12 protein-coding genes are annotated in these 12,717 nt (G+C 58.6%); 10 read left to right on the forward strand and 2 right to left on the reverse strand.

Annotated features, from left to right (window positions below; translation table 11 throughout):
• Positions 1 to 112 precede the first annotated feature (112 nt).
• On the reverse strand, positions 113 to 1,849 hold the full coding sequence (dauA, locus tag MARHY_RS16025) for a C4-dicarboxylic acid transporter DauA (RefSeq protein ID WP_014422748.1): 1,737 nt from the start codon (positions 1,847 to 1,849) through the stop codon (positions 113 to 115).
• A gap of 127 nt (positions 1,850 to 1,976) precedes the next feature.
• Here dauA and MARHY_RS16030 point away from each other — a divergent pair, with 127 nt between their 5' ends.
• The 3 genes from MARHY_RS16030 to MARHY_RS16040 all read left to right on the forward strand — a co-directional run bounded on the left by MARHY_RS16030 (position 1,977) and on the right by MARHY_RS16040 (position 3,989).
• A complete protein-coding gene (locus MARHY_RS16030; protein WP_014422749.1) occupies positions 1,977 to 2,159 on the forward strand; it encodes a ribbon-helix-helix protein in 183 nt (60 codons plus the stop codon).
• A 91-nt stretch (positions 2,160 to 2,250) separates the two neighbouring features.
• Complete coding sequence (locus MARHY_RS16035; RefSeq protein WP_014422750.1) at positions 2,251 to 3,183, forward strand: ChaN family lipoprotein; 933 nt, start codon at positions 2,251 to 2,253, stop codon at positions 3,181 to 3,183.
• A 95-nt stretch (positions 3,184 to 3,278) separates the two neighbouring features.
• Positions 3,279 to 3,989, forward strand: a complete 711-nt coding sequence (locus tag MARHY_RS16040; RefSeq protein ID WP_014422751.1) for an SIMPL domain-containing protein — start codon at positions 3,279 to 3,281, stop codon at positions 3,987 to 3,989.
• 14 nt (positions 3,990 to 4,003) lie between these two features.
• Here MARHY_RS16040 and MARHY_RS16045 read toward each other — a convergent pair whose 3' ends face one another.
• On the reverse strand, positions 4,004 to 5,071 hold the full coding sequence (locus MARHY_RS16045) for a beta-N-acetylglucosaminidase domain-containing protein (protein ID WP_014422752.1): 1,068 nt from the start codon (positions 5,069 to 5,071) through the stop codon (positions 4,004 to 4,006).
• A gap of 178 nt (positions 5,072 to 5,249) precedes the next feature.
• Here MARHY_RS16045 and MARHY_RS16050 point away from each other — a divergent pair, with 178 nt between their 5' ends.
• The 7 genes from MARHY_RS16050 to MARHY_RS16080 all read left to right on the forward strand — a co-directional run bounded on the left by MARHY_RS16050 (position 5,250) and on the right by MARHY_RS16080 (position 12,627).
• Positions 5,250 to 6,320 carry an acyltransferase family protein gene (locus MARHY_RS16050; protein WP_014422753.1) on the forward strand — a complete coding sequence of 357 codons (1,071 nt, stop codon included), beginning with the start codon at positions 5,250 to 5,252 and terminating at the stop codon, positions 6,318 to 6,320.
• Between the two features lie 52 nt (positions 6,321 to 6,372).
• Positions 6,373 to 6,831, forward strand: coding sequence for a hypothetical protein (locus MARHY_RS16055; RefSeq protein WP_014422754.1), 459 nt, complete (start codon positions 6,373 to 6,375; stop codon positions 6,829 to 6,831).
• Positions 6,832 to 6,970: 139 nt separating this feature from the next.
• Positions 6,971 to 8,047, forward strand: a complete 1,077-nt coding sequence (locus tag MARHY_RS16060) for a TRAP transporter substrate-binding protein (RefSeq protein ID WP_014422755.1) — start codon at positions 6,971 to 6,973, stop codon at positions 8,045 to 8,047.
• 104 nt (positions 8,048 to 8,151) lie between these two features.
• Positions 8,152 to 8,697 (forward strand): TRAP transporter small permease subunit, encoded by a 546-nt coding sequence (locus tag MARHY_RS16065; protein ID WP_014422756.1) that lies wholly within the window; start codon positions 8,152 to 8,154, stop codon positions 8,695 to 8,697.
• On the forward strand, positions 8,694 to 9,992 hold the full coding sequence (locus tag MARHY_RS16070; protein ID WP_011786891.1) for a TRAP transporter large permease: 1,299 nt from the start codon (positions 8,694 to 8,696) through the stop codon (positions 9,990 to 9,992). The genes MARHY_RS16065 and MARHY_RS16070 overlap by 4 nt, the downstream gene beginning before the upstream one ends.
• 194 nt (positions 9,993 to 10,186) lie before the next feature.
• Positions 10,187 to 11,503: an SAM-dependent methyltransferase gene (locus MARHY_RS16075; RefSeq protein ID WP_014422757.1), complete on the forward strand. Its 1,317-nt coding sequence runs from the start codon at positions 10,187 to 10,189 to the stop codon at positions 11,501 to 11,503.
• On the forward strand, positions 11,503 to 12,627 hold the full coding sequence (locus MARHY_RS16080; protein WP_014422758.1) for an NAD(P)/FAD-dependent oxidoreductase: 1,125 nt from the start codon (positions 11,503 to 11,505) through the stop codon (positions 12,625 to 12,627). Before MARHY_RS16075 ends, MARHY_RS16080 begins: the two co-directional genes overlap by 1 nt.
• The last annotated feature ends 90 nt before the right edge of the window (positions 12,628 to 12,717 follow it).

The following is a 12,717-nucleotide window of genomic DNA, read 5'->3' on the forward strand; positions in this document are numbered from 1 at the left end:
TTCTGTCGCCTAGGATAGTTCAAACAGTCCCGGAAGGTGAGCCCTGACACGATGCGGCCTTCAGGCGTTCTTGTGTTGATCACTGGCGTGTTATGCCAACTGCCTGTTTTTTTTAGGTCTGCCAGTCCATCTCTGACAACTCAGCCAGCGCCGCCTCCAGAGTCGGGTAGAAATAGCTCACGCCGGGCTCCGGTTTTACGCCGGCCCGGGCCAGGGTTCTCAATGGCTGGAACTGCAAGTCAGCAAATACAAGGCGGGTACCGGTTTTCCGGCAACTGGCGATCAGTTTGTTCAGCGCCGCCAGGCCGCCAGCGTCGAGGATGGTCACTCCGTCCATGTACAACACCAGGCCCTTAGCCTGCTGGGACAAGTCTGCCAGCTCGCCGAAGATGCGGTCAGCGGCCGCGAAAAAAAGCGGACCATTGATCTTGAACACCTGCCAACCCTCCGGCACTCCAACCTGCTGCACTCGTTTGTTGCCGGTAATGTCTGTCACCTTGGTCATTTGTGCCATTTCCCGCATGAACAGCACCGCGGCCAGCAACACCCCGGTGGTGATGGCAATCACCATATCCAGGGCCACGGTCAGGCCGAAGCAGGTCAGGAAAACCAGGATGTCGCTGCGGGGCGCGGTTCTCAGCAGGTGCACGGCTTTCGGCGCCTCACTCATGTTCCAGGCCACCATCACCAGCAACGCGGCCATGGCCGGCATGGGCAGATAGGCAAGGATGCCGGCCAGGGAGACCAGCGCCAGCAGCACCACCAGCGCATGAATCATCGCAGCCACCGGCGATTCAGCGCCGGCCCGGTAATTGGCGGCAGACCGGGCAATAGCGGCGGTGGCCGTGATACCACCAAAGAACGGCACCACAATATTGCCAATGCCCTGCCCCATCAGCTCACTGTTGGCACTGTGGCGTTTACCGGTCATGCCATCCAGCACCACCGCACAGAGGAGGGATTCGATGGCCCCCAGCATGGCGATGGCGAAGGCGGCCGGAATCAGCTCCCGGAACAGGTCCCAGGACAGGCCAAGGGATTGTCCATCCGCCCCGGCCTGCTGCCAGGGCCAGGCGAATTCCGGTAAAAACGGAGGTATGCCAGCGCCGGTGCTGCCGTCAGGAAGCAGGTAACTGAAGCGTGAGCCGACGGTCTCAATAGCCGCACCACCGGCATTGAGCCACAACGCCAGCAGACTGCCGACAATCACCGCCGGCAGATGAGGAGGCACCGGGGTTTTCAGCCTTGGCCAGAGCAGCATCACCGCCAGGGTAACCACTGCCACCAGCGTACTCAGCCCATCCAGCGCCGGCAGTTGCTGACCCAGGACCACCAGCTTGTCCCAGTAATGCTCTGGCATAGTGTCTATGGAGAGCCCGAAGAAGTCCTTCACCTGCAAGGTGGCAATCACCACGGCAATACCACCGGTGAAGCCAAGGGTGACGGATTCGGGGATATACTCAATGAAGCGACCCAGACGCATCACCGCCATGATGACCAGCAACACACCGGACATCAGCGTAGCCAGCAGCAAGCCACCCAGGCCATAGCTCTGGGCAATGGGATAGAGAATCACGACAAAAGCGGCCGTTGGTCCGGAAATGCTGTAGCGGCTGCCGCCAAACAGGGCAATCAGAAAACCGGCTATGATAGCGGTATACAGGCCATATTGCGGCGCAACCCCGGAGGCAATCGCCAGCGCCATCGCCAGCGGAATGGCAATGATGCCAACCGTGGCGCCAGCCATCAGGTCTTTGAAAAAGCGCCCGCTGTTGTAGGGTTCATCGACGCAGGCCTCGCGAACGGCGTGAGCGGTACGAAGAGAAAAGAGATGGGCGCGATGGGGCATGAACAGACTCTCTCAGGCCAGGCATTTGGTTACATTATATGCTCATCGTCTGTACACTCAATGTTAATATGATTAACATGCCAGTCTGTAACTATCTTCGCTGAACCTGTTGAGAACCAGAAACACCATGGAAAACCGAACTGCCCGGCTGACCCTGTTGATTGACCCTGAAAAGAAGAAAGTTTTCGAGGCCCTTTGCAAACAGGAGGACGTGACTCCCTCCCAGAAGGTGCGTCAGTTCATTCGTGAATATGTGGAAGAGCGGCTCGGGCCAGACTGGCGCGAGAACAGCAGCCAGAAAACCGACTGACTCCGGCAACGTACAATCGGATATGAAAGCTTACGCCACCCGCCTTGTCCTGACGCTTGTAACCGTTGCCGCCTTCACAGGATGCACAGTCATGCGCACAGAGAACCGGCCCGCGCCCGTCAGCCAATACGATGCCGTGATCGTCGACGCCGACACCGGCGATATCCTCACGGTCGCAGAGCTGGCCCGGCAATTGGCAGACACCGATGTGGTGGTGACGGGGGAATACCACGGCCACCATGCCTCGCACCTGTTACAGGCCCGCCTTCAACAGGCGCTGTACCGGCACAACCCCTGGCAGATCCTGACCATGGAGCAATTCAACCTGAACCACCAGGATGCCCTGGATGCCTACCTGGCCGGACAAACCGGCGAAACGGAAATGATCGAAGACGCGAGCGCCTGGGAGAACTACAAAGGCTCCTACCGGCCCCTGGTGGAATTTGCCCGCGAACACCAGTTGCCGGTTGTCGCGGCCAACGCCCCGGCAGATATCGTGCGCTGTGTCGGCCGTGAGGGGATGGACTATCTGCAACGTCTTCCAGAAGCGCAACGCGCCGCCCTGCCCGAACAGGCCTTCCTGGATACCCCGGACTACCGTGACAAATTCGTCGACGCCATTGCCGGCAGCCACGGTGCGGAACAGACAGAACTGACCGGGCGCCTGCTAAATACCTATCAGGCCCAGCTGTTGCGGGACAACACCATGGCCGATCGGATACTGACTGCACTGAATGAACATCCCGGACATCAGGTTTTGCACACTACAGGCACCTTCCACAGCGAACAGCGGCTCGGTACCGTTGCGGTCCTTGAGCAACGGGCACCAGAACTGAGCATTGCAGTGCTCTCACCGGTTGAATGGTCGCCCCCGGAACAGGCGATGCCGGTGGCAGCAAACCGTCACAAGGGTGACTACCTTTACTTTATTCTGCCCCTGCCTCCGGAATACCGGGATGCGGAACGCCAGCGCAGCGCCATGCAGAAACGCTTCAGCCGCCATTCAGGCACCCGCTGCGAGTGATCAAAGTGGCGCGTAAGGCGCGCCTTCCCAGCAGCCCCGGTTCCCGTTAACCTGCGCAGACATCAGGACGTTTTCCGAACCGCAAGGAGTAAGCCATGAAAGTTGTCTCTGCCCTGATTATCGGCCTGTGCGCCATTGTTGCCGCCTCCCTGTTGAGCCAGGGCTTGATGGGGCTGCGCACGGCCGATCGCTACGTAACGGTCAAGGGCATGGCCGAACGGGAAGTGCAGGCAGACCTGGCGCTCTGGCCCATCCGCTTTGTTGCCACCGGTAGCACGCTGGACGAAGCACAGAACAAAGCCCGAAGCAGCCGGGAAGCCATCATGGCATTCCTGAAACTGCAGGCCATTGACCAGTCAGCGGTTGAGCTCCAACGCCTGGATGTGACCGACACTCGCGCCAACCCATACGCCGGCAATAACAGCGAGCAACAGTACATCATCAACCAGACCCTGATGGTGCGCGGCACCGATATCGACCGCATCCGACAGGCGGCCCAGAACGTCAGCGAGCTGGTGGATTCCGGCGTAGTGTTGTCCTCGGACTACGGCCCGAGCGGCCCCACTTACCTGTTCAACGGCCTGAACGATATCAAACCGGCCATGATCGCCGAGGCCACAGCAGCGGCCCGTGAATCCGCCCAACAGTTCGCTCGGGATGCCGAGGCCAAACTCGGCAGCCTGCGCCGGGCCAATCAGGGTGTGTTCCAGATTCTGGCCAGGGATCAGGCACCAGGCGTGTCGGAGCAACAACAGCCGGTGAAAACCGTGCGGGTGGTCTCCACCTTCGATTACTACCTGGAGTAACCGAAAACAGGTGCCTACTGGGTGGCCACCATTTCGTCGGTCACCTGATAGTCTCCGGCCAGCCAGCGCAGGATCTCGTGAGCCGCCGGGTGATCAAACGCGTCGTAGGTGTGCATCAATGCCTGCTTTTTCTCATCACTGATTCGTGCCAGCCCGGTATCCTGCAGGGTCAGTAGATCCTTGTGCAACTGCCCCGCAAGCTCCAGCCCAAGCACTTCCCGCGCTGCATGCAAAAACGCCTGACCATACTGGTAATCCGGCCCCTGGCGGTAGCATTCCGCCAGCGTGATCGCCGGGATGGTGGTCAGTACCGGCTGCAAAGCCGGATTGATGGCATGACCGGCAAGGTAGGCGGCATTGCCGGCAGGGCGGCCGGTGAAACCACGCAGATGCAGATGCCGGGACATGCGGTCGCCATCATTCACCGGGTAATTATCCCAGAGCAGTGGCTTGCGCCCCAGCAACTTGCTGACACGTTTGAGATGGCCCGGAGAGACTTCACGAGAACAGACCTCTTCCCCGGTCCAGAAAATTCTCACTTCACGGTCCAGTTCCGCCCCCAGGGTTTCCAGATAGTCCGCCGGCCGCTGCCCGAACACCCGGTCCAGCACCGGGTCATCGGAGTAGTAGGTGGGGCATACGCTAAGTTTGCCGGCACTGGTATTGGCTTTTACCCAGTCCACGATCTGAGCCTGGGTGCGGGCCAGGTCCGGAGTGTCCGGGTGCATATCATCAAACAGGATAGCCAGCTCATGGATACCGAGGCGATCCAGCATTTTCAGTTTCTTCGCCAGGGCCTCCCGGGCCGCCTCATCGAAGTTATTGAAGATTTCGAACGGGCTCAGCCCAATACCAAACCGCACACCTTCACGCCGGCAGAATCTGGCAAAGTCCGCCAGTGCCTCAGCCTGCTCCGGAGGGTGCGGTTCCTGCCAGCGACGACGCAGGTAAGGGTCGGCCTTGGGGGCATACAGATAGAAGCCGTAACCATGGGCAAGCAGGGCATTGACCAGTTGGCGCCGTTCGGACCAGGTCCACAGAGGCCCGTAAAATCCTTCAATAATTCCCAGTTCCACTGTCATAATCCTGTCGCTCCCTGTCTGCCATCCAAGCGAATACTATACCGGACCAGCCGCCTTGATGACGGGATCGTCAGATCTCAGCAAGCATACCGTATGATTAGATCCTAGCCGCTACTGTCACAACCTGCCTAGAATAAACGATCCGGTAAAATGTTGAGTTTTCAGGAGCACAGCTTTCATGCCCAAAGGTCAAGACCGACTGCCCGCACTGGACGCGCTTCGAGGCATCGCGGCCCTGGGTGTAGTGCTGTTCCACTACCTCCCCTATTACGACAAACTCTACGGCCACAGTTTCAGCACGCCGGACATCCTCGGTTTCGGGCGCTACGGGGTTCACCTGTTTTTCATCCTCAGCGGCTTTGTCATCTTCATGACCCTGGAGCGCACACGCAGCGCCAGTTGGTTCGGACTGGCCCGGGCCTTCCGCCTGCTGCCGGCACTCTGGGCCGGCATTGTATTGACCTGGATTGCCGTTCAACTGATGGGGCCAGCTGACCGCATGGTGAGCCCGGGCTCGGCGCTGCTGAACATCACCCTGCTGCACGAATACCTGGGCCACCCCCATGTCGATGGCGCCTACTGGAGCCTGGTGATTGAAGCCACGTTCTACGTCTGGATTGCCTTGTTGTTCTACGGGCTGGGAAGCTGGCAGCGCATGCAGCCAATGCTCTGGACCTGGACTCTGGCCAGCTATGCGGCAGTGATCTGGTGGAAAGCCATTCCCGATGGGCTGGAGTTCCTGATCAAGGACCTGTTGTTTACCCGCTACGCGCCCCTGTTCATCAGCGGCATGCTGATCTACCGCTGGCACCGCCACAATCGTTTGCCGGTCGCGGATCTTGCGCTATTGACACTAACCATCAGCCACTGCCTGCTCGCTTACAAGGCACCGTTCAACCTCTTTGTGCTCGGCTGTTATGGCGTTTTCGGGCTGGCCGTAGCCGGCTATCTCAACGTTCTGGCACGGCCGGGAATGCTCTGGCTGGGCAGCATTTCATACACCCTGTACCTGGTGCACCAGAACATTGGTTATGGCGTGATTGATCTGGCTTACAAATCCGGTCTACCCGGCCAACTTGGTGTGATGATGGCCCTGGCCGTCGCCATTGGTCTGGCGGCAGCCCTGCATTACGGTATCGAAAAACCCGCTCTGCGCTGGTTCCGGCAGTGGCGCAAACGTGCCGTACCGGATACTGGTCTGACGTTGATCAACGCCCCGGTACCGAAAAAAGCGGAAAATCTTGACTAGACTGAACACAACAAAAAACCTGAAACCCATTGCCTGACAAGAGTAAGACGCCATGGAAATCAAGACCTTCGCAGACCTGATTGACTGGACACGCCAGCTCCACGCCCACCTTGCCCGGTGCCTGCACGAATCCGCCCAGAAAAATCAGAACGAACGCGCCAGCGCCTTGCTCGATTACATCAGTTCCCACGAGGCACTGCTGGAACAGGCTGTTGCCGAGTACGAGAAACAGGCCGACCCGAAAGCCATGACCACCCGCCTGTACGATTATGGCGTGCATAAACCCATCGAGAAAAACCGCACCTGCGATACCCGCTATAACGATCTGGATTTTGACGGTATTGCCCGGGAGATCTTTGATTTCCACGACCAGGTGATGGACCTGTACGACGCCCTCATCGGCAAAGCCGAGATTCCCGAGGCCAAATCCCTGCTGGAGGATCTGAAATCCCTGGAGGAGCACGAGGCCATGCTCCTGGCCAGCCAGATAGGTCGAATGAACGACATCTAACGTTAGACCAATGTCGTAGTCCGGCAATTTTTTGCTGCAGCCCACCCGCCATAGTTGCTAATCTGAACTACACTCTTGAGTTCCGGACCCCACGAGGGGCCGGGCTCTACTACAACAATGACAAGAGGTTAGAAGAGCAATGAAGATCCGTTCTGTTCTTTCCGCGGCTGTGCTGGCTGTGGCAACTACCTTTGCCGCCACCCACGCGCTTGCCCAAGACAAGTTCACCCTGCGACTGGCAGAAACCTGGGGCCCGAACTTCCCCATTTTTGGTGACACCACCAAACGCTTCGCCGAAACCGTTAACAAGATGTCTGATGGCCGACTGACCGTCCGCATCGACTCAGCCAACAAGCACAAAGCCCCGCTGGGCGTATTCGACATGGTCAAGGCCGGTCAGTACGACATGGGCCACTCCGCCTCCTATTACTGGAAGGGCAAAGTGCCGGAAACCCTGTTCTTCACCAGCATGCCATTTGGCATGAATGCCATGGAACAGTATGCGTGGTTCTACCACGGTGGCGGTATGGAGCTGATGCAGGAAGTGTATGAGCCCCACAACATGCTGTCGTTCCCTGGCGGCAACACCGGCGTACAGATGGGCGGCTGGTTCCGCAAGGAAATCAAATCCCTGGATGACCTCAAGGGTCTGAAAATGCGTATTCCCGGCTTTGCCGGCGAAGTCTTCGCAGAAGTGGGTGTTAACCCCACTAACATCGCCCCGGGCGAGCTCTACACCGCTCTGGAGCGCAATACGATTGATGCCGTTGAGTGGGTAGGCCCTGCGCTGGATCTGCGTCTTGGTTTCCAGCAGATTGCTGACTACTACTACACCGGCTGGCACGAACCGGCAACCGAGCTGCAGTTCCTGATCAACAAGCGCGTCTGGGATCGCCTGCCGGCAGACCTTCAGGAAATCATGCGGGTAGCCATGCGTACCGCTTCCTATGACATGCTGGTTCACTCTCAGCACGCCAACGCCGAAGCCTGGGCGAACATCAAGGAAGAGTATCCGAACGTGCAGATCAAGCGTTTCCCGGATGACATTTTCCAGGCCATGTACGAGGCCAACGAGAAGCTGTTGAAAGAGGCCGCGGCAGAAAGTGAGATGGCTGCGAAGATCATTGAATCCCAGCACAATTATCTGGAGCAGAGCCGCGCTTACACTGACATTTCGGAGCGGGCTTACCTCAACACCATGGCCGAAGTCGAGTAAACTATTCGTTTATGACGAATCAGAGCCGGGATCGCTCTTCCAAGTGATCCCGGCTTTTTCATTTCCAACATTCAGAAATTCCGCGATGCGGAGGAAGAAGTTCGATGCGCTGGATTATCCGACTGGACGAGGGCCTGGCCTGGTTCTCCAAACTTTGCGGCTGGATCGCCTGTGTGGCCATGATCCTGATGGCCGCCAACGTCTTCTATGACGTCGTCGCACGCTATGCTTTCAACGATGTGTCCATCGCCATGCAGGAAATGGAATGGCACCTTTATTCAGTCGTCTTCCTGCTTGGCATTCCCTATGCCCTGCGCACTGATGGTCATGTACGTGTGGACGTTTTCTATACCAACTGGAGCCAGAAGCGCAAAGCCTGGATTAACCTGATTGGCGCCGTTCTTTTTGTTATTCCGTTCGCCTACCTGATTGCCACCTATGGCTACAGCTACGCCATGGATGCCTACCAGATGGGCGAAGGCAGCGGCGACCCCGGTGGCTTACCGCACCGCTGGGTGATCAAATCCGTGATTCCGGTCAGCGCTTTCTTTATGGGAACGGCCGGTTTGAACATGGTCACCTACGCCATCCGTGTGATGGCCGGTGACAAGCAGTACGAAGGCGAGCACAGCGCAGGAGGTCTGGCATGATCGGTATGATTATGTTCGGCGTGGCGCTGGTCATGCTGATGTTCGGTTTCCCGGTAGCCTTCACCTTCGGCGGCGTCGCACTGTTTTTCGGTATCTACGCCGAGGGCATGGATCTCTTTGCCTTCATGCCCTTCCGGATCATGAGCGTGATGCAGAACACCGTATTGATGGCAGTGCCTCTGTTCATCTTCATGGGTGTGGTACTGCAACGCACCAGGCTGGCTGAACAACTGCTGACCTCCATGGGTCGGCTGTTTGGCGGGTTGCCCGGCGGCCTTGCCATTTCCACCATTCTGGTCGGTGCCCTGCTGGCTGCCTCCACCGGCGTTGTTGGCGCCAGCGTGGTTGCCATGGGCCTGATTTCACTTCCGGTCATGCTCGCGCACAAGTACGACAAGCGCCTGGCCACCGGCACCATCTGTGCCTCAGGCACCCTGGGCCAGATTGTGCCGCCGTCGATCATCCTGATCATTCTGGGTGACGTCCTTGGCCTGCCCGTGGGCGATCTGTTCAAGGCTGCGGTCATGCCCGGCGTGGTACTGATTGGCCTGTACATTGTTTACATTCTGATCCTGACCCGTTTCAAGCCGGAAACCGCACCGGCCATGCCGGCCCAGGATGAGTCGGTCAGCCGGGGCAAGGAAATCCGGGATGCCCTGCTCGCGATTATTCCGCCACTGGCGTTGATCGTGATCGTGCTGGGCTCCATCTTCACCGGCATCGCCACTCCCACGGAATCCTCCGCACTGGGCGGTGTTGGCGCCGTGGTTCTGGCGATCATCTACCGCCAGTTCTCGTTCAAAATGGTCTGGGATGCCGCCAAAGACACCGTCAGCGTGACCGCCATGGTGTTCGCAATCCTGATCGGCGCGACTGCCTTCTCCATGGTGTTCAGCTATACCGGCGGCGATTATCTGCTGGAGGAGTGGCTGATGATGCTGCCCGGCGAACAATGGGGCTTCATTATCCTGGCCATGGTGGTCATTCTGGTGCTGGGCTTCTTCATCGATTTCGTGGAGATTTCCTTCATCATCGTGCCGATTCTGGCACCGGTGGCCGAGGCCATGGGCATCAACATGCTCTGGTTCGCCATCCTGATTGCCATGAACCTGCAAACCAGCTTCCTGACACCACCATTCGGGTTTTCGCTGTTCTACCTCAAAGGGGTGGCACCACCGGAAGTCCGAACCACGGATATCTACAAGGGTATTATTCCGTTCATTCTGATCCAGATTCTGGTGCTGGCGCTGATCGTCATCTTCCCGGAATGGTTCGGCATGAGCGCCACCTACTGACCCCCGAATAACCCTGCAACTCTGGCGGAGCCGGCCAATGCCGGCTCCGCCCATCCCCCCGCTCTGCCCCTCCGTCTTCAGTCCGCCGACCTGACAAAACCTGATCATTTTCTATACTGAGTCAAAAAGCCGCGACTCTCAGTTCAGTTTTCGGGATTGCACGGACCATAACGAATCAGAGGAGAGAGCATTCCATGGCACAGAGTACCGCTCATAAACCGGAGTTCCCGGACAAGGAAGAACACCGGGCCCACGTCCTCAGCCTGCCCCTGGAGCGCGGTCAATCCGATCGCGAACCCCACAGTTATGAACGCTGGCTGATCCATAAACTGATGCGTATGGCCGGCTCTCCCCCCATTCGTTTCCGGCTCTGGAACGGCGATGTCATAGAACCGGAAGTTCAGGACGCCCGCTTCACCCTGCACCTGACCGACCACAAGGCTCTCTACTCCCTGGTGGCCAACCCCAATCTGGCCTTTGGTGACCTGTATGCCGCCGGTCGACTGGAAATCGACGGCGATCTTCCAGATCTGATGGAGAGCCTGTACCGGGCCGTCCATGCCGCCCGCCAGAAGTGGCCACGCTGGCTGGACGCCCTGTGGCGCAACCACAACCCGCGTGCTACCGGCATCTCCGAGTCCAAGGAGAACATTCACCACCACTACGACCTGGGCAACGAGTTTTACCAACTGTGGCTGGATGAGACCGAAATGCAGTACACCTGCGCCTATTACGAGCAGGCCGACAACACCCTGGAACAGGCGCAACTGGCCAAACTGGAACACGTTTGCCGCAAACTTCGGCTGAAACCGGGCATGACCGTGGTCGAAGCCGGCTGCGGCTGGGGCGGGCTGGCCCGATATATGGCCCGTCATTACGGGGTGAAGGTGCATTCCTACAATATCTCACGGGAACAGCTGGCCTACGCCCGGGCTGAAGCAGAGCGACAAGGCCTGGACAACCTGGTCACCTATGTCGAAGACGACTACCGCAATATTGAGGGCCAGTATGACGCGTTCGTTTCTATTGGCATGCTCGAACACGTGGGCAAGGATAATTACCCCGCTCTGTCGGAACTGATCAAACGCTCCCTGAAGCCGAATGGTATTGCCTTGCTCCACAGCATCGGCCGCAACCGGCCCATGCTGATGAACGCCTGGATCGAGAAGCGGATTTTCCCCGGCGCCTATCCGCCCAGCATTGGCGAGTTCATGGAAATCTGCGAGCACAGCGATTTCTCGGTACTGGATGTGGAAAACCTGCGGCTGCATTACGCTCAGACCCTGACCCACTGGATGGACAATTTCACCGCCAACCAGGACCAGGTCACCGAGATGTACGACGAACATTTCACCCGGGCCTGGCGACTGTATCTGGCTGGTTCCATCGCCGCGTTCCGGGCCGGTTCTTTGCAGTTGTTCCAGGTGGTGTTCACCCACGGCGACAATAACCAGCTGCCCCAGAGCCGGCAGGAACTCTACACGTTTCCAGCCACGCCAGAGGGGGTCTGATGGAATACTACGACATCATTATCGTGGGGGCCGGCCCTGCCGGCTCAACCCTGGCCCGGGCTCTGGAGGACTCCGGCAAACGGGTACTGATCATCGACAAACAAGCCTTCCCCCGGGACAAGACCTGCGCCGGCTGGGTTACGCCGGCAGTGATGGCCAGCCTGGACATTGATCCGGGGAAGTATTCCGTCGGCCGGACACTGCAACCCATTCGCCGGTTCCGGATCGGCATGATGGGGCAAAGTGCGGTGGAGAACGACCACGGGGATATTGTCAGCTACGGTATTCGTCGCTGCGAATTCGACGACTACCTGCTGGACCGTGCCGGGTGTGAAAAGCAACTGGCAACGGCGGTAAAGTCCATCAACCGGAACAACGGCAACTGGGTGATCAACGATCAATGGCAGGCGCCGCTGCTGGTGGGTGCCGGGGGTCATTTCTGCCCGGTGGCACGGCTGTTGGGCGACGGCCCGGGCAAGCATGAAACCGTGGTGGCCGCCAAAGAAGTTGAGTTCGAGATGACGCCAGAGCAGGCCCGCGCCTGCGAAGCCCGCGGCGACACGCCAGAGCTCTGGTTCTGCCGGGATCTCAAGGGCTACGCCTGGGTTTTCCGGAAAGGCAGCTATCTGAACATCGGCCTGGGCCGTGAGGACAACCACCGGTTATCTGATCATCTGGAAGCTTTTGTCGAGGAAATGAAACAGGCGGGCCGCATTCCTTCAGACCTGCCAGGCCGCTTCAAAGGTCACGCCTATCTGCTGTATGCCCATGCCAACCGACCACTGGTGGATGACGGCGTGTTGCTGATTGGCGATGCGGCCGGCCTGGCCTATACCCAGAGTGGCGAGGGCATTCGTCCCGCCATCGAATCGGCACTGATGGCGGCCAATGTTATCAAGGCCGCCACGGATTATTCCGCGCTCTCGCTGCAAAGCTATGGTGAACGCATTGCCGAACGCTTCGGAACCCGGGCCACGGACCAGGAGCCCGGCTTTGAGGTGCCGGACTGGCTGAAACAGCCCATCGCCAGCACCTTGATGCGCTCACACTGGTTTACCCGCAAGGTGGTCACGGAGAAGTGGTTCTTGCATCAGGAGGTGCCGCCACTGGAGGTCGCGGTTTAGATACACCAAGGCCGGGCGCTGAGGCCCGGCCTTGATTTCACGTCTGCACTGACCTGTAGCTCGATACCAGGCTGGCGCATGTAACGAGCG

The organism is Marinobacter nauticus ATCC 49840 (assembly GCF_000284615.1).
GTDB lineage: Bacteria > Pseudomonadota > Gammaproteobacteria > Pseudomonadales > Oleiphilaceae > Marinobacter > Marinobacter nauticus.

What these genes read in the sequence shown, in the direction of transcription:
- MARHY_RS16060 (WP_014422755.1), top strand. Translation starts at nt 6,971, where the DNA reads ATGAAGATCCGTTCTGTTCTTTCCGCGGCTGTGCTGGCTGTGGCAACT.
- MARHY_RS16045 (WP_014422752.1), bottom strand. Translation starts at nt 5,071, where the DNA reads ATGACAGTGGAACTGGGAATTATTGAAGGATTTTACGGGCCTCTGTGG.
- MARHY_RS16080 (WP_014422758.1), top strand. Translation starts at nt 11,503, where the DNA reads ATGGAATACTACGACATCATTATCGTGGGGGCCGGCCCTGCCGGCTCA.
- MARHY_RS16040 (WP_014422751.1), top strand. Translation starts at nt 3,279, where the DNA reads ATGAAAGTTGTCTCTGCCCTGATTATCGGCCTGTGCGCCATTGTTGCC.
- MARHY_RS16075 (WP_014422757.1), top strand. Translation starts at nt 10,187, where the DNA reads ATGGCACAGAGTACCGCTCATAAACCGGAGTTCCCGGACAAGGAAGAA.
- dauA (WP_014422748.1), bottom strand. Translation starts at nt 1,849, where the DNA reads ATGCCCCATCGCGCCCATCTCTTTTCTCTTCGTACCGCTCACGCCGTT.
- MARHY_RS16030 (WP_014422749.1), top strand. Translation starts at nt 1,977, where the DNA reads ATGGAAAACCGAACTGCCCGGCTGACCCTGTTGATTGACCCTGAAAAG.
- MARHY_RS16055 (WP_014422754.1), top strand. Translation starts at nt 6,373, where the DNA reads ATGGAAATCAAGACCTTCGCAGACCTGATTGACTGGACACGCCAGCTC.
- MARHY_RS16065 (WP_014422756.1), top strand. Translation starts at nt 8,152, where the DNA reads ATGCGCTGGATTATCCGACTGGACGAGGGCCTGGCCTGGTTCTCCAAA.
- MARHY_RS16035 (WP_014422750.1), top strand. Translation starts at nt 2,251, where the DNA reads ATGCGCACAGAGAACCGGCCCGCGCCCGTCAGCCAATACGATGCCGTG.
- MARHY_RS16050 (WP_014422753.1), top strand. Translation starts at nt 5,250, where the DNA reads ATGCCCAAAGGTCAAGACCGACTGCCCGCACTGGACGCGCTTCGAGGC.
- MARHY_RS16070 (WP_011786891.1), top strand. Translation starts at nt 8,694, where the DNA reads ATGATCGGTATGATTATGTTCGGCGTGGCGCTGGTCATGCTGATGTTC.